This is a genomic window from Fumia xinanensis (assembly GCF_014384905.1).
Lineage (GTDB): Bacteria > Bacillota > Clostridia > Oscillospirales > Ruminococcaceae > Fumia > Fumia xinanensis.
The window spans coordinates 55,164-71,625 of sequence record NZ_JACRSV010000003.1 but is presented as its reverse complement, the minus strand read 5'-3'; the positions used below and the strand labels follow the sequence as shown (position 1 = coordinate 71,625).

Below are 16,462 nucleotides of genomic sequence, written 5' to 3'. Positions count from 1 at the left end.
TTTTTACCATGCTACAAATAGTTTTTTCCGACAGTGAATGTGGGACATTGAAGATGGCCACGCATTGGGGGTCGTCCAGTTGGGATGTTGGGGTGATTGGAGTTATTTTCGGCGAGGGAGAGAAGGAACCCACGCAGGAAGAAAAAAACCAAGCTATAGCCCAATTCAAGGCCCAGAGGGAGAAAGAGAACCGCCGGGCACGACCTGTGGGCGGCAATCCTGGAGATGTGCTATGCCCGTCTGTTGGGCTGGACATCGGCCCCATAAGCGGCCCTGATGTGGAGAAGGCCCGGTTTGATTTGCTTACCGCTTGGCTAGGGGGCGATTTCCCACTCCCAGATTGCGACCCAGACGATTATGCCCAGCGGGATATGCTTTGGGAACAACGCCAGCGGGACAGAGAGCGGCTTTTGGAGGGCGGAAAACATGGCGAGGCTGTGCGCATTTGGTACAGCAATGCGCCTTACTCCCTGTGCGGATTTTATGATGTGCTTTGGCAACTGCGGGACTGCGATTGTCCCGTGACCGCTTTAGAGATGCCCCGGTGGATGCCGCTGGAAGATAATACGGTGCAGTCCTGTTTGAACTGGGGGGAACTATCTCCGGGGGACTGGGCGGCGTATCTGCCGCTGGAGCGGGAAATCCCTAAAAATGTCCGCAGAGCTATCGCTATGGAGTGGTCACAGCTTCGAGAGGAAAATTCACCCTTGCGTGCTGTTGTCAATGGCCGTTTGCGCAGTGTAGGGGAGGATTTCTACGATCCATTCATTCGTGCCCAAATCCCTGATGGAATTTTCCGGGTGGCACATCTCATCGGTGATGTATTGGGGCGGTATCAATTGGGTATCGGCGACTGGTGGATTGCCAAGCGTATTCAAGCTATGGAAACCCAAGGGGAACTGATTACAGTGTCCAAGGGTGACGGCTTCTACCGGAACGAAATGCGTCGAGCGCAATAAAAGAGAACTTCCGATATATCAGGGTGTTTTCTATTGCTGAATAGCCTGGGAAACGGTGTAAAAGGTAGTTGTATTCTCCTGCTTTTTGTGATACTATTTTGATACTAAGAAAATTAGCGGCCAAAAATAACAGGTAAAATATTAACAAATTTGCGAATGTTATGCCTGTTAAAGTATAGGAAATACAGCCCCATATAATAGGATTTGTCGAGTGGGAGTAGGATTTATAAAGAGGGAAAATGGTTTATATCTCTAGTAGGTTTTACAAAATCAGTGAAATCTTTGACTTTAAAACAACTTTAAGGAGATGCTTAAAATGAAAACCTTGTATGAAGGCAAAACCAAAAACGTCTTGACCGATGAGGCAACTGGCGCGGTCTACTTATTGTTCAAAGACAGTGCTACGGGTGAAAATGGTGTGTTTGATCCCGGTGCCAATACGGTCGGCGGAAGTGTTGAGGGAAAAGGAAAAATTGGATTGAAAATAACCAAATACTTTTTTGAACTGATGGAGAAAAACGGCATTCCTACCCATTACAAGGGCGCGGATATCGACAAAGGATTGATGGAGGTGCGCAAGGTTACCGTGCCGCCGCTGGAGTTCGTTTTGCGTTATTTCACCGCCGGAAGCATGTGCAGACGGTTTACGCTTGAGGAGGGAATTCCTTTCGATCCGCCATATCTTGAAGTTACCTTGAAAGATGATATTCAAGGAGATCCGTTAATCAGTGAGCGCCTATGCTTGATGAAAGGCTTGCTCGCTCCCGGACAATATGAAGAGGCGCTGGGTGTGTTAACAAAGGTCGGGGAAGTATTGCGGCGGGAGCTTGCGGGCATGGGCTATACTCTTATCGACTTCAAAATCGAGATGGGCTATGATGAAACTGGAAAAGTATTCGTAGCAGATGAAATTACCCCTGACATCTGGCGTATCAAGGATGAAAACGGCAACATTCCAAATCAAATTGATTGTGCCAAGATGCTTTTAGAAAAAATAGACTAAGGTTTCAGAAACAATGTAACGCATTTTCAAACCACAAATTTTTAACCTCTATGCTGCTTGGGGGCACAAACCGGAAGATGTACCTGCTTGTGGGCCCTTTTCCCTGATTTTCGGGAATGAGGCCAGCGGCTTTGCGCAAAGTTATGGATTCTTTTAACCTATCGGCAGCGGCAAGGAATAGGAGCTTGCATATTTGCAGGAAAAAACGGAATGGCAGGATAATTTTCCAAAATTGTGCAAATTTATTTGTTGGAATATCACTTGAAATGAATCGGGGTCCCCGGCAATGCCGGGAACCCCGTTTTTCTCTTTCTTTATATCTCCGCGCTGTAGTTGGGAGCTTCTTTCGTAATGTAAATATCGTGAGGATGGCTTTCCTTAAGGCCCGCGCCGGTAATTTTCACAAACTGGGCCTTTTCGTGCATTTCCGCAATAGTTTCGCATCCCACATAGCCCATGCCAGCCCGTAGGCCTCCCATCATCTGGTAAATGGTGTCGGCAACCATTCCTTTGTAAGGAACACGGCCCTCAACGCCTTCGGGAACCAGCTTTTTGTTGTTTTGCTGGAAGTAACGGTCTTTGCTGCCCTTTGCCATGGCGCCCAGGCTACCCATGCCCCGATAAACCTTAAACTGACGGCCCTGGTAAATCTCGTTCTCGCTGGGCGACTCTTCGCAGCCCGCCAACAAACTACCCAGCATGACAGTGCTTGCGCCCGCCGCCAGTGCTTTGACGATGTCACCGGAATACTTGATGCCGCCGTCGGCGATAACGGGGATATTGTGTTTCGCCGCTGCGCAAGCCACGTCGTAGATGGCGGAAATCTGTGGAACTCCGATACCGGCCACCACACGGGTGGTGCAGATTGAACCAGGGCCGATGCCTACCTTGACGCAATCGGCACCCGCTTCGATCAACTCTTCAGCGGCAGCAGCAGTGGCAATGTTACCGGCGATCAAAGCAATTTCTGGAAAAGCTGCCTTGACCTTTTTCACACATTCGATAATACCGCGGCTGTGGCCGTGAGCAGAATCCAGCACCAGCACATCTACCTGTGCCTCTACGAGGGAGGAGGCTCTTTCCAGCACATCATCTGTCACACCAATTGCGGCGCCACAGAGAAGCCTGCCGCGGCTGTCACGAGCAGAATTAGGATACTGGACTGCCTTTTCAATATCCTTGATGGTAATAAGCCCTTTAAGCATACCGTTTTGGTCCACCAGAGGCAGTTTTTCGATTTTGTGACGGCTGAGAATTTTCTGAGCATCGTCCAAGGTAGTTCCAACCGGAGCGGTAATCAGGTTCTCTTTCGTCATTACTTCGCTGATTTTTACATTGTAGTCGCTTAAAAACCGCAGGTCACGGTTGGTGATAATACCGACCAATTTTCCTTTTTCCACGATGGGCACACCACTGATTTTATATTTTGCCATCAATTCGTTTGCATCGTAGACATAGTGCTCCGGCCCCAGAAAAAATGGGTTGACGATGACGCCGTTTTCCGAACGCTTTACCTTGTCCACTTCCTCGGTCTGCGCTTCAATGGACATATTCTTGTGAATGATACCGATACCGCCTTCCCGGGCGATGGCAATGGCCATTCTTGACTCGGTCACGGTATCCATAGCGGCGGTCAACACGGGAGTATTGAGGTAAATCTCCCGGGCGAGGCGGGTTCTCAATGATACGTCGCTTGGAAGAACATCGGATTTTGCAGGAATCAGCAAAACATCGTCAAAGGTCAGGCCTTCTTTTACGAATTTGCTTTCTGGGTTTACATTCAGCATGGGGCACATCCTTTCTAATTGAAAAAAGGCTTTCTTGAAAACCGTGGAGATCTTCAACAAAACCTTTTTTGGTTTCGGATAATTGCAGTATTTTGCAAAAAGGAAAACATTTCCCATTTACCTTGTTGTTTTCCATTATACACCGTGGCCGGCTTGCTTTCAAGGAACGCGGATTGAGAGATTCGAAAGGTCGAATTTTGGTTTTTTGTGCAGAAGTAACGGAGAACAGAAAAGGTGTGCTTTGTGGAAGCACACCTTTTCGTCTATTGTGGAATAATTTTTATCAATTTAAACCAAAATCATAAAAGATAAATCTTATCTATCCCCTAGGGACTGTTCTTATGAATTGCTTTCTTTTTACCGCATTTTATGCGGTAAATTCCATAGAAAATGATCTCATCAGGCATTCTGTGGATAAAAAATGTCCCTCACTACATTATTGTTTATATATAAGAAAGTTTACAGATAAAACTGTCTTTTTCTGCAATACATCCCTTAATTGTCGCTGTATTTCCGTCCACAGCGGTATATAGAGAGAGTGTATCCCCCATTTTCGCCTCATGAATGAAATTAATCTGGTAGGTTTGCAGTCGTTTTTCTCGCAGGGAAGGCGGGAGTATGTCCACTGAAATGTCGGCATAAACCGCATTATAAACGTGTCCGTTGCCGTCCAAGTCAGAGTAACGGACTTGACGTTCACCGGAAAAACTACCTTCTGTAAGTTTTAACCGCTTACAGTCCGGTGCATCTGCCTGCCTTTCCGGCAAAGTGGCGCGGATACCTTCAAAAGAGGAGGGACGGATGATCTGCCGGCTTTCGGGATTCACTAAAATCCATTCAGTACGGGCGTCAATTAACTTTTTGTCCGACCCATCAAAAATTTCAAAATCCCGCAGAAAAGATGCCCCTTTGTTTCCTCGTTCCCATGTGGAAACAGTGATAGTCTCATCAGCAACCGGCATCCGGTCAAAGTGAATGCTCACTTTGGAGAGTAAAAAGACATATCCGTGATCCCAAAGCCACTGATGAGTCATGCCCGCTGCAGCATAGCCAATGCCGGCGATATCTGCAATCAGCTTGTTAATGGTGGAAACCTTGGCGCGTTTTTGGCTGTCGCAGTCGTAAAAGCGGATTTCCACTGTTTTGTTAAAGACGCAATCCACTATTTGATGACCTCTTGTCCGCCCATGTAGGGTCCGAGTGCTTCGGGAATGTTGACGCTTCCATCGACGTTCAGGTTGTTTTCCAGGAATGCAATCAGCATACGGGGAGGCGCTACTACCGTGTTGTTAAGGGTATGGGCAAAATATTTGCCGTCTTGGCTGCTTACACGGATTTTGAGCCGTCTTGCCTGCGCATCGCCCAGATTGGAACAGCTTCCCACCTCAAAATATTTTTGCTGACGCGGAGACCAAGCCTCCACGTCAATAGATTTTACCTTCAAATCAGCTAAATCGCCGGAACAGCACTCGATAGTGCGGACAGGAATATCCAGGCTTCGGAACAGGTCGACGGTGTTTTTCCAAAGCTTTTCAAACCACTGAGGGCTTTCCTCTGGTTTGCAGACCACAATCATCTCCTGTTTCTCGAACTGGTGAATGCGGTAAACACCACGTTCTTCCAAGCCATGGGCGCCTTTTTCCTTACGGAAGCAGGGGGAGTAGCTGGTTAAAGTCTGGGGAAGACTCTTTTCGTCCAGAATGGTGTCGATAAACTTACCAATCATCGAGTGTTCGCTGGTGCCAATGAGGTACAGATCCTCACCCTCAATTTTGTACATCATGGCATCCATCTCGGCAAAACTCATGACGCCGGTGACAACGTTGCTGCGGATCATATAAGGGGGGATGCAGTAGGTAAAGCCTCGGTTGATCATGAAATCACGAGCGTAGGAGAGTACGGCGGAATGAAGACGGGCAATATCACCCATCAAGTAGTAGAAACCGTTTCCTGCAACCTTCCGGGCGCTGTCCAAATCAATACCGTTCAATTTTTCCATAATTTCTGTGTGGTAGGGAACTTCAAAATCCGGAATCACCGGTTCGCCAAAGCGCTCAAGCTCCACATTTTCACTGTCGTCTTTTCCAATGGGGACGCTTGGGTCGATGATATTGGGGATAGTGAGCATAATGGTACGTATTTTTTCCTGTAATTCTTTTTCCTGCTCTTCCAGCTGGGCCAGGCGGTCCGCCTGCTCGGAAACCTTGCGTTTCATCTCCTCAGCTTCGTCTTTTTTACCCTGGGCCATTAATCCGCCAATCATTTTGGAGATTTTATTCCGCTCAGCTCGGAGATCAGAAGCTTCCTGCTGGGTCGCACGACTTTTGGCGTCTAATTCGATGACTTCGTCTACCAAAGAGAGCTTATTGTCCTGAAATTTCTTTTTGATATTTTCCTTTACTGCATCTGGGTTTGCCCTTAAAAATTTGATGTCCAACATGTTTTCATACCCCTTGTATTTTTAATTATTTTGTAAGCTTTTCGGCAAGCGACGCCAAATCTTCCTTGTTGTAAAAGGCAATTTTCAACATTCCGCCGTCCCCATCGGGGATAATTTCCACCTTGCGGCCTAATTCCTCATTCATGGCAATTTCCATTTCATCTAGATAATGGTCCTTTTTCCGCCGCTCTTTCCGAACGGACTGTGTTTCTAAAGACTCTGCGCTTTTTCTAGATGCAAGTTTTTCCACTTCCCGCACTGATAAGCCCTTCTCAACTACCTCTTTTGCAGCAGAAACGATGGCTAACTCGTTATTCAGGCTTAAAAGTGCTTTAGCATGACCCATCGAGAGCTGCCCATTCATCAGATAGGGCCGAACCTGATCAGGTAAATTTAGCAATCGCAAGGAATTAGCAATTGCAGAACGGGATTTTCCAACCCGTTTTGATACTTGATCCTGTGTAAGGCCATAAGTAGCCATTAGCTCCTTATAGCCTGCCGCTTCTTCAAGAGGGTTCAGATCCTCCCTTTGTAAGTTTTCGATAAGGCCCAATTCCATTACTTCGGTATCGGAAAGGTCTTTGACCACCACCGGAACTTCGTCCAGCCCAATCATCCGAGAAGCCCGCCAGCGCCGCTCACCGGCAACCAGCTGGAATCCTCCGCTGTCTAACTTGCGAACCAATAGCGGCTGAATAATTCCGTGTTCCCTAATGGAATCTGCCAACTCAGCCAGTGCGTTTTCATCAAACGTCTTTCTGGGCTGTGCCTTATTGGGTTCTATTTCGCTGAGGCGCACCATCATGGCACCGCCATCCTGTTTTCCCTCACTGTCATTGTCAAAAAACAGGGCATCCAGACCTTTTCCTAGTCCTGATTTCTTCGCCATTCCTTCACCCTCTTCCCTTATCCTTCTCTATTCCACTTCTTGTTAGCTTTTAAAAATTCCTTTGCCACTTCCATATAGGCCTTGGAGCCTTTGGAGGACTTATCGTAATAAATTACCGGCTGCCCATAGCTGGGAGCTTCAGAAAGACGAACATTTCGAGGAATCGTTGTCTTATACACCTTATCGGGAAAATACTTCTTTACTTCCGCTACCACCTGTGTCGTTAGATTGAGCCGCCCGTCATACATGGTGAGCAAAACTCCTTCTATCTGGATATCTGAATTATAGGTTCGTTTGACCTGTCGCACGGTCGCCATCAGTTGGGACAGACCCTCCAATGCAAAGTATTCACACTGAATCGGGATAAATACGCTATCTACCGCAGCAAGGGCATTGAGGGTAATCAGTCCCAGAGAGGGGGGACAGTCAATTATAATATAGTCGTACTGATCCCGGAGTGGTGCAAGGCCCTGTTTCAGTCTAAAAATACGCTCCTCAAGCTCAATGAGCTCCACTTCTGCTCCAGCCAATTCAATGCTGGATGAAATCATATCGACGCCTTGAAAGACTGTTTTAACTCTCACTTCTTCAGCAGAGGCCTGTCCAATCAGCAAATCATATGATGTCTGCGCCGTTTGTTTTTTATTAACGCCAAAACCACTGGTGGCATTTCCCTGCGGGTCCATATCCACCAGAAGAATTTTTTTCTTTTTCGCTCCCAGACATGCTGCTAAATTGACGGCTGTAGTGGTCTTTCCGACACCGCCCTTCTGATTTGCAACTGCTACTATCTTTCCCATGTTGCTCCTTTTTCTTATTTGTTTTGCATATAACTCGTTACTATTTAGGTGATATAATCACCTAAACTTTCTATTCTCTTATGCTTTGTTTTTATTATAGCACAACCATATCGGTTTTAAAAGTCCTTTTTTGTTCCACGTGAAACAAAAAAGGTCCGCATTGATGCGAACCTTTTTAATATTAACCAACTTTTTTCGGAGCCATCGGTATCCGAACGACATATTCGATAAACTGACTGCTTTCCCGCTTGACAGCCTGTGCGTCTATTCCAGCATTTTTCATCGTATCAATGGCCCGATTAATGGTATTTATGAATACACGGACATCTTTTACAATAAAAAGTCGTTTTCCTGGAGTAGGGTGAAGCTGCATTTTCTTTTCTATGTATTGTTCAGCCTGACTGACATTTAGGCCATTTTCAGCAATATATTTCAAAATTGTCAATCGTTCATTTTCATCCTTTACCTTTAAAAGCGCACGTGCATGCCGTTCCGTCAACTGGTATTTAGTGATTATATCCTGTTCAATATTGCTAAGAGATAAAAGCCTCAGCTTATTTGCAATAGTGGACTGAGCTTTACCTAACTTGTCGGCTGCTTCTTCTTGTGTGACACCCCATTCATTGATAAGGCACCGCAAAGCCAAAGCCTCTTCAAAAAGAGAAAGATCCTTTCGTTGAATATTCTCTAAAATGGCGTAAATTGCAGATTGGCGAGCAGTGGTATCCATAATTACGGCAGGAATTTCCGTAAGGCCGGCTACTTTTGCAGCCCGAAGCCGTCTTTCACCTGAAATTAATTCATAGACTTTTTCCTGGTTTTTTCGAACCGTAATAGGTTGCAATACTCCATTTTCACGAATACTAACTGCCAATCCCTCCAAGTCCTGTTGATCAAATTCCTGACGTGGCTGGGCTGGATTTGGTATGATTTCGTCAATTGGAAGTGAAAACACTTTGTTAAGCACTTTATCCTTTTGAAAAATTCCTGTCATTTCTTTTACCTCCCTTATTGCTTGTCCGCAGGTAAAAGTATAGCATGGAAGGGAAATAATTTCCAGAACTTTTCATCGCAATTATACGGCCTTTTCGACCTTATTTTTTATAAATTAAAGGGGATTTCTTGATTTTCGCTGTAATTCTGGGATATTTTGCAGGGGTGTGTCGAAATTTTCTTATTACTACAATTGATCTTTTGTTATTTCCGGGAAGCTCAAACTTCTCAATCGCTTCAACTTTGCCCCCCATTTGGGAAATGGCATATTTTGCTTCCTCTAATTCTTCCTCTACCTCATAGCCTTTTAATGCGGCAAATATCCCGCCTTCCTTTACAAATGGAAGGCAATATTCCGCGAGTTCTCTTAAATGTGCGACGGCGCGCGCCGTTGCAACGTCATATTTTTCTCGATAATCTGCTTTTTGTCCCGCCTCTTCTGCTCTTGCGTGAACAAACTGTGCATCAACCTTAATATTACTACATAATTCTTCTAAAAAAATCAGTCGCTTGTTCAAACTGTCTAACAGAGTTGGGTGCAAATCGTGACGAAGGATACAAACCGGTAGAGAGGGGAAGCCAGCTCCGGTGCCAACATCAATCAGGGTGGACTCTTTTGGTAAATTTGTTGCCTTAAGCAAAAGCAAACTGTCTAAAAAATGCTTAATAACAATTTCATTTGGTTCTGTAATGGCTGTCAGGTTTATTTTCTGATTCCAGTCCACTAGTAATTGGGCATAATTATCAAATCGTTCGCCAATTTCTTCAGTGTAATCCCAACCAAAGGAATCGAAATTTTGTCTCAGGATTTCCTGTGCAATCAAATCATTTCCCTCCATGTTGTTCCAGCCATATTAGCAACGTCGATACATCAGCGGGATTTACGCCTGATATCCGAGATGCCTGTCCAATATCTCGAGGCTGAACCCGCTGCAATTTTTCCCTTGCCTCTAACCGCAGTCCGTTTATTTGGCCATAGTCCAAATCTTCCGGCAGTTTTTTCTGCTCAAGCCGTTTAATTTCTTCAACTTCCATAAGTTGCTTTTTAATATAGCCTGCATATTTTATTTGAATTTCCACCTGTTCTATGACATCGTCGGGTAATCCTGGGCGATTCTCATCAAAAGGAGCCAAATCCAGATAGTTTAGCTGTGGCCGCCGAATTAAATCAGCCAATTTAGTTCCTGTGACCATGGGCGCTGTTCCACGTGAAACAAGCAGTTCATTCAAAGGTACAGAAGGGGCAATATTTACTTTCTGAACACGTTCTTTTTCCTTTTTTATCTGCTCTATCTTTTCCATAAACTGTTGATAACGCTCTTCATCAATTAAGCCTATATTATATCCAATTGGCGTCAACCGCTCATCAGCGTTATCCTGCCGCAAAAGCAAGCGAAATTCACTTCTTGATGTCATCATACGGTAAGGATCGGAGCAACCTTTTGTCACTAAATCGTCAATCAATGTCCCAATATAGGATGTAGAACGCGCTAAAGTCACTTCTGCTTGTCCTAATACCAGCCTTGCCGCATTAATCCCAGCAATCAGTCCCTGCGCTGCTGCCTCTTCATATCCAGAAGTGCCATTGAACTGTCCGGCTCCAAAAAGGCCCTTTATCGCCTTAAATTCCAATGTGGGCTTCAGATCCAAAGGGTTGCAGCAGTCATATTCGATAGCATATGCATTACGCATTACCTGAAGGTTTTCAAAGCCTTTAATAGAACGGAGAAATTTCATCTGCACATCTTCGGGGAGGGAGGATGAGATCCCTTGAAGATACATTTCCTCTGTATCCAACCCCATAGGCTCAACGAAAAGCTGATGTCTCGGCTTATCGGAAAAACGGACAATTTTATCTTCAATACTGGGACAATATCGAGGGCCAATTGCAGCTATTCTTCCGCTGTAAATAGGGGAGCGATCCAAATTATCCCGAATAATCTGGTGAGTATCCTCATTGGTGTAAGCAATATAACAATCCACTTTATTTTCTAATTTTTCATCCGTAGTAAAACTGAAGGGAATAATCTTTTCATCACCAGACTGCTTTTCCAAAGCATCAAAATTGATGCTGCGCCGATGGACTCTAGGTGGTGTCCCTGTCTTAAAACGGCGTAAAGTAATCCCGTTTTCCTCCAGACTTTTTGACAGCCCTATCGCAGGAACAATTCCATCTGGTCCACTTTCATAAGAAACCTCACCAACGTGAATAACCCCATTTAAATAGGTTCCGCTTGCAATAATACATGTCTTTACCGTGTATTCTGCTCCCAAACGGGTAATCACTTTAGTAATTTTCCCATTTTGTACTTTAATTTTGGTGACTTCTGCCTGCTTTAAATCTAAATTCTCCTGTGATTCCAACAGCTTCTTCATATAAGCATGATATTTCCGACGATCTGCCTGTACACGAAGGCTGTGAACCGCTGGTCCTTTGCCGCGGTTTAACATTCTGCTCTGCAAAAAAGTATGATCCGCAGCAATACCCATAACGCCCCCCAAAGCGTCTATTTCCCGGACCAAATGTCCTTTTGCAGTACCACCAATAGAGGGGTTACACGGTAAATTGGCAATGGCATCCAGGGACAAAGTAAAAAGTATAGTTTTTGTTCCCAACCGTGCCGCTGCCATCGCCGCTTCTATTCCAGCATGTCCTGCACCTATTACTGCTACATCGTATTCTCCAAGGAAATATCCCATAAAAGAAAACTCCTTTTTATTTACCTACACAAAACTGAGAAAAAACTTCATTGACAACAGCGTCAGTCACTTTTTCTCCAGTTAACTCAAGAAGAGCGGAAATCGCACTCTCAATGCTGATATCTACGGCATCTATAGTGAATCCCACTTGAATTGCTTCCAAGGCTCCCTGTAACAAACTATCTGCTCGTAGAACACAGTGGTATTGTCTCTCATTGGCCAGCATTGCGCCAGAGGTGCTAATATCATTCAACCTCAGTACCTCGTTAATTGCGAGATTTAAATCCTCAACACCTGTTTGAGTCGCCGCAGAAATTTCTACTATATGTTTAAAATTATTGTATATATCCTTTTTGTCTATATTAGCTATTAAATCTGATTTATTAATAATAGCTACTGTCGGCATTTCTTTGATTTTATCAATTAGAGTATAGTCCATATCAGAAAGGGGAGAGGAGGAATCAAACACAGCCAGCACCAAATCTGCTGACATCAAGCGGTCAAAAGTACGCTCCACACCCGCTTTCTCGATAATATCATCGGTCTCACGTATACCAGCAGTATCCGCCAGACGGAGAACAACATCGCCGATATTGACAGATTCCTCCACCACATCCCGGGTGGTGCCGGGAATATTGGTTACAATACTCTTTTGGTAACCGGACAACAAGTTCATCAAGGTAGATTTTCCTACATTTGGACGGCCAATAATGACCGTTTCTACACCTTCTCGAATGACTTTTCCTCGGTCAAATGTCTCAAGAAGTTTTCGAAGACTTTCGCTACATGACTCACAGACAATTTTTATTTTTTCCAGCTCCATATCGTCGATATCCTCGTCAGGATAATCGATATACGCCGCAATATGAGCTGTAACAGAGAGCAATTCATCCAAAACCGTGCTGATCTTTTGATAGAGTGCACCCTTTAAAGCGCATTGAGCCGCCTTTAACCCCTTTTCACTTTCAGCGTTTATGAGATCTGTCACTGCCTCCGCCTGCGTCAGGGTAAGTTTTCCATTTAAAAAAGCCCGTTTTGTAAATTCACCGGGTCCTGCGGGAAAAGCACCCTCTCTCAAAACAGCACGCAGTACTTTTTCCGTTACCAATATACCGCCATGGCAGGAAATCTCCACCACGTCCTCCCCAGTATAACTTTTCGGAGAACGAAAAACCAGTGCTACACCTTGGTCAATCTGATGCTCACCATCTCGAATATCGCCGAATGCGGCCGTGTAACCTGCCTGCTGAAACAGTTTTTTCCCAGAAACCGGAAAAAACACCTGATCGGCAATTGCAATGGCGTTATCCCCGGAAATGCGTATCACGCTGATTCCGCCAGCTGCACGGGGAGTGGAAATCGCGGCAATGGTTTTACTCATGTATATCAACAATCCTTTCCGGCTGTTTTGGACAATTATGCACACAAAAATTGCGACCGCCATTTTCTTGCTAAAAGCACAAGCCCCTATTGAACGTAAATTTTCAAATGGCTGCTCTCATATAGAAAAAACCTCCTACGCGAACGGAATCAGTTGTAGGAGGTTTCGGCCACTATAATTCAATTTTTGAATAAAGCTTTACGTTGTCATCCAACGTTTTTGATTCCACTGCTGTATTTTCTGAAGATTTTTCAGCTGGTACCTCGACTGTCTCTCTAGGGGCTGCAGGTTTTCTATAGTCATCGTGACCTCTACGATTTGGTCGGTTTCCGTCCTGTTTGCCTCGATTTGATTGTTTTCCAGAAGGCTTAATTACTACCTTACGATTTGGCTCTTCTCCTGTGGATTTGGAATAAACCCCTTCAATATCGGTAATGACGGCGTGAATGATTCTTCTTTCGTAGGGATTCATCGGCTCCAAAGCGGAAGGGCGTCCTGTCTTCAACACCTTTTTTGCCATTCTTTGAGCAAGATTTCGAAGGGTCTCTTCTCTTTTTTCCCTGTAATTACCCGCATTAATGGTGAAACGAACATATTCTCCATCAAGCCGATTAGCAACTAAACATACCAGATACTGAATTGCGTCCAAGGTCTCTCCACGCTTGCCAATGACTGTTCCAATCTCTGCGCCATCTAAGGCAATCTTTACAGTTCGATTTTCCTCCACGTCAAAAGAAACATTAATTTCTCCAACGCCCATATGATGAAAAATATCTGTCAAGTATTGACGGGCAACCTCTATTTTCGCATTCAACTCTTCTGTAACTTCTACAGTTTCTATTTTTTTCTCCGTCTGTGGGGCAGGAACAGGTTCTTTTTCTGCTACTGGCTGGGGATTTTGGGCAGCTTTCTTTTCCGTTTTTCTTTCAGGTGCCTTTTTCTCCGCCGCACCAAAAATTTCTTCCGTCAGATCATCGAGACTTTCTACTGTTACCTTTACCTTTGCAAGCTGCTTCATCTTACCAAACAGACCTTTTTTAGGCAACTGCAGCACTTCTGTCGTACATTCCGTGGCAGACACTCCCAGTTCTTCACACGCGCGAGCCGTAGCTTCTTCCAAAGTATTCGCCGTAGCAATTGCTTCCCGTACCATATTTGACCTCCTCATAAAGAGATTTTTTGACTATTCTGTTACATCAAGTCTTTGTCGGTAACTTCTACGTACTCTTCGCCGTACTTCTCCGCATCCCGCCTTCTCGCTTCAGCCAGACGTTTCCGATTCAGCTCTTTTTCACTAAGAAGCATTTTCTCGGTATCCGGATCAAGAGGTTCGTTAGGATCAACTTTTATCTTTTTACGCTGAGCACGCTCCAGTTTTTTCTTTTCTGCTTCTGCTTGCATTTTCTCTTCAAATTCTTTTTTGTATTTTTCAGGGCTATAGATTTTATAAAGTATAACAGTCTGAACACCGGACAGAATATTCGACAAAATCCAGTAAAAACCTACTCCAACCGGAACAGAAAATGCAATCCATACCGAGAATAGAGGCATCACATACATCATAATCTTCATGGCGCCCATACCGGAAGCCTGCTGATTGGCGGCAGGGTTCATCTTCATGGAAACCATGGAAACGAGGAACGCCGTTACACCGGAAAGGATGGGAATCAGCAAAAACCAGTTCCATGCCCATGTGGGAACCACGCTCAAGTCAATACCAAACAAACTGTAATCAAAATTTTGAATTTTACTGACCACATCTGCTGCCAAACCATTGACTAAAGCTGGATCATTAATATGGGTCAGAATATCCAATTCAGGACGTCCCGTGTTAGAGATACCACTCGCGGCTAGTAATTCTGTCGCTTTAGCAATGGCATCGGAACCAATGTGCAGGATATGGGTCAAAGGACGATAAATAACGTCAATCAAACCAAACAAAATGATAAACGGAAGGAGCATGGGAAGACATCCGCTCATAGGATTGTACCCATGAGTTTCGTAGAGCTTCATCATCTCTTCCTGCTGCTTTTCCTTATTCTTTTCGTATTTTTTCTGAATTTCCTGAATTTTCGGCTGGAACACCGACATTTTTGCCGTCGCTTTTTGTTGTTTGACAGACAGTGGGAACATCAGTGCCTTTACCAAAATGGTAAATAGTATCAAAACGATTCCGTAATTTTGAATCACAGAATACAACAGCCACATAATCCATCCCAGTGGTACGCCGATGATATTCGTCAACCAGTTCATGAATACTGTTTCCCTTCTTTTTATGTTCTTTTATATGAGGCTGCAAAAGCCTATTTATCTTTTCTATGGGTAAACAATGAAAATGTTTCCGGCACAGGGTCAATCCCTCCTTTGAATAAGGGATTGCACCTCAAAATTCTCTTGACCATCAGATAGCTTCCCTTTACGGCTCCAAACCGTTCAACGGCCTGTATCGCATAAGATGAACAGGTAGGGTAGTACCGACAGCACGGCCCCTTCCATTTAGAAAGATACTTTTGATAAAAATATATAAGCTTCAGCAAATTTTTTTTCATTTTTGCATGTTTTTTAGGCAGCCCTTTAATGCCGCCGCAACTTGATAGGATTTTGCCTTTAAAATTCTGTCTCTGGCAACCATGACATAATCACAGTTATTTTGAAGTTTTGGCAAAACAGAAATAAAAGCCACCCGTAAAATTCTTCTGGCGCGGTTTCTCTGTACCGCATTTCCCAATTTTTTCGAAGTTGTTATTCCATAACGAATTCCAGCAGATCGGTTTTTTATCTTATAAAATATAAAATAGGGAGTTGCTTTACTTTTTCCTTGATAATAAGCCCGCTTAAATTCCTTATTTAACGTAAGTGTCCGGGGAGATTTTTCGTCATTCATTCAAACCCTGCCATAAAAAGAAAAACAAGTGGAACTGCACGCAGCTTGCGCGGGCAGTTCCGTCTTCAAAAATCAAGTACAATAAAATTAACTGGATTATAAATTAGTGGCTGAGTCTGGCTCTGCCTTTTGCACGTCTTCTCGCCAAAACTTTACGGCCGTTTGAGGTGCTCATTCTTTTCCGAAAACCATGCACTTTTTTTCTCTGAAGTTTTTTGGGCTGGTATGTTCTTTTCATCCTTATACCTCCTTTTGAACAAACAGTAACAGTTTTGCCTTTTCTCTGCCGTTAGATGAAGTCATCACTCAATAATCAGCGCCGCAGATTGAAAACCAACGGCAAACAAAATACAGAGAAATAAGCGAAAACCCTCAATATAGTAGTATAAAGGATAAAAGGCTTTATTGTCAACTCTTTTTTAAAATTTTGCTAAAAATAGACGATATTGAAAAAAATATTTTTTCACCACTTAATGTGGAAAACTTGCGGAAAAGTTTTATCTGTGTTATAATTGTTTTCAAAAGGTTTGTCCCTTTTTCTTTTTTTCACTGTTGTTTTCATTATTTCAACTGTATATTTCTCATTTATTTTTTGTATAATATCGAGTTTTTTAATTTTTTGCACT

17 protein-coding genes are annotated in these 16,462 nt (G+C 44.0%); 2 read left to right on the top strand and 15 right to left on the bottom strand.

The annotated features are described in order from the left end of the window. The first annotated feature begins 8 nt into the window (after positions 1-8). Together H8710_RS09975 and H8710_RS09970 are read left to right on the top strand one after the other, a co-directional pair. On the top strand, positions 9-959 hold the full coding sequence (locus tag H8710_RS09975) for a DUF3658 domain-containing protein (protein ID WP_023345698.1): 951 nt from the start codon (positions 9-11) through the stop codon (positions 957-959). A 316-nt stretch (positions 960-1,275) separates the two neighbouring features. Then, on the top strand, positions 1,276-1,962 hold the full coding sequence (locus H8710_RS09970; RefSeq protein WP_249295387.1) for a phosphoribosylaminoimidazolesuccinocarboxamide synthase: 687 nt from the start codon (positions 1,276-1,278) through the stop codon (positions 1,960-1,962). Positions 1,963-2,276: 314 nt separating this feature from the next. Here the strand turns inward: H8710_RS09970 and guaB are convergent, their stop codons facing one another. From guaB to H8710_RS09895, 15 genes are all read right to left on the bottom strand, one after another. Continuing rightward, positions 2,277-3,749 (bottom strand): IMP dehydrogenase, encoded by a 1,473-nt coding sequence (gene guaB, locus H8710_RS09965; RefSeq protein WP_249295386.1) that lies wholly within the window; start codon positions 3,747-3,749, stop codon positions 2,277-2,279. A 443-nt stretch (positions 3,750-4,192) separates the two neighbouring features. Continuing rightward, positions 4,193-4,912: an acyl-ACP thioesterase domain-containing protein gene (locus tag H8710_RS09960; protein WP_249295385.1), complete on the bottom strand. Its 720-nt coding sequence runs from the start codon at positions 4,910-4,912 to the stop codon at positions 4,193-4,195. Continuing rightward, positions 4,912-6,189: a serine--tRNA ligase gene (gene serS, locus H8710_RS09955; protein WP_249295384.1), complete on the bottom strand. Its 1,278-nt coding sequence runs from the start codon at positions 6,187-6,189 to the stop codon at positions 4,912-4,914. Before serS ends, H8710_RS09960 begins: the two co-directional genes overlap by 1 nt. Positions 6,190-6,214: 25 nt before the next feature. After that, entirely contained in the window at positions 6,215-7,078 is an 864-nt protein-coding gene (locus H8710_RS09950; protein ID WP_249295383.1) for a ParB/RepB/Spo0J family partition protein, read from the bottom strand. 17 nt (positions 7,079-7,095) lie between these two features. Further along, on the bottom strand, positions 7,096-7,878 hold the full coding sequence (locus H8710_RS09945) for a ParA family protein (RefSeq protein ID WP_249295382.1): 783 nt from the start codon (positions 7,876-7,878) through the stop codon (positions 7,096-7,098). Between the two features lie 181 nt (positions 7,879-8,059). After that, positions 8,060-8,872, bottom strand: a complete 813-nt coding sequence (locus H8710_RS09940) for a ParB/RepB/Spo0J family partition protein (RefSeq protein ID WP_249295381.1) — start codon at positions 8,870-8,872, stop codon at positions 8,060-8,062. 100 nt (positions 8,873-8,972) lie between these two features. Continuing rightward, positions 8,973-9,695 carry a 16S rRNA (guanine(527)-N(7))-methyltransferase RsmG gene (gene rsmG, locus H8710_RS09935; RefSeq protein WP_249295380.1) on the bottom strand — a complete coding sequence of 241 codons (723 nt, stop codon included), beginning with the start codon at positions 9,693-9,695 and terminating at the stop codon, positions 8,973-8,975. Between the two features lies 1 nt (position 9,696). Beyond that, the gene (gene mnmG / locus H8710_RS09930; protein ID WP_249295379.1) at positions 9,697-11,571 is read right to left on the bottom strand and encodes a tRNA uridine-5-carboxymethylaminomethyl(34) synthesis enzyme MnmG; all 1,875 of its coding nucleotides are present in this window, start codon (positions 11,569-11,571) and stop codon (positions 9,697-9,699) included. Positions 11,572-11,587: 16 nt separating this feature from the next. Further along, positions 11,588-12,952, bottom strand: a complete 1,365-nt coding sequence (gene mnmE / locus H8710_RS09925) for a tRNA uridine-5-carboxymethylaminomethyl(34) synthesis GTPase MnmE (RefSeq protein WP_249295378.1) — start codon at positions 12,950-12,952, stop codon at positions 11,588-11,590. A 172-nt stretch (positions 12,953-13,124) separates the two neighbouring features. Beyond that, complete coding sequence (gene jag, locus H8710_RS09920) at positions 13,125-14,105, bottom strand: RNA-binding cell elongation regulator Jag/EloR (RefSeq protein ID WP_249295377.1); 981 nt, start codon at positions 14,103-14,105, stop codon at positions 13,125-13,127. Between the two features lie 38 nt (positions 14,106-14,143). After that, positions 14,144-15,205, bottom strand: a complete 1,062-nt coding sequence (locus H8710_RS09915) for a YidC/Oxa1 family membrane protein insertase (protein WP_249295376.1) — start codon at positions 15,203-15,205, stop codon at positions 14,144-14,146. 50 nt (positions 15,206-15,255) lie between these two features. Then, positions 15,256-15,501, bottom strand: coding sequence for a membrane protein insertion efficiency factor YidD (gene yidD, locus H8710_RS09910; protein ID WP_249295375.1), 246 nt, complete (start codon positions 15,499-15,501; stop codon positions 15,256-15,258). Next, positions 15,498-15,836: a ribonuclease P protein component gene (rnpA, locus tag H8710_RS09905; RefSeq protein ID WP_249295374.1), complete on the bottom strand. Its 339-nt coding sequence runs from the start codon at positions 15,834-15,836 to the stop codon at positions 15,498-15,500. The genes yidD and rnpA overlap by 4 nt, the downstream gene beginning before the upstream one ends. Before the next feature lie 103 nt (positions 15,837-15,939). After that, entirely contained in the window at positions 15,940-16,074 is a 135-nt protein-coding gene (gene rpmH / locus H8710_RS09900) for a 50S ribosomal protein L34 (protein ID WP_249295373.1), read from the bottom strand. A 225-nt stretch (positions 16,075-16,299) separates the two neighbouring features. After that, positions 16,300-16,461: a hypothetical protein gene (locus H8710_RS09895; protein WP_249295372.1), complete on the bottom strand. Its 162-nt coding sequence runs from the start codon at positions 16,459-16,461 to the stop codon at positions 16,300-16,302. Position 16,462: the final 1 nt, after the last annotated feature.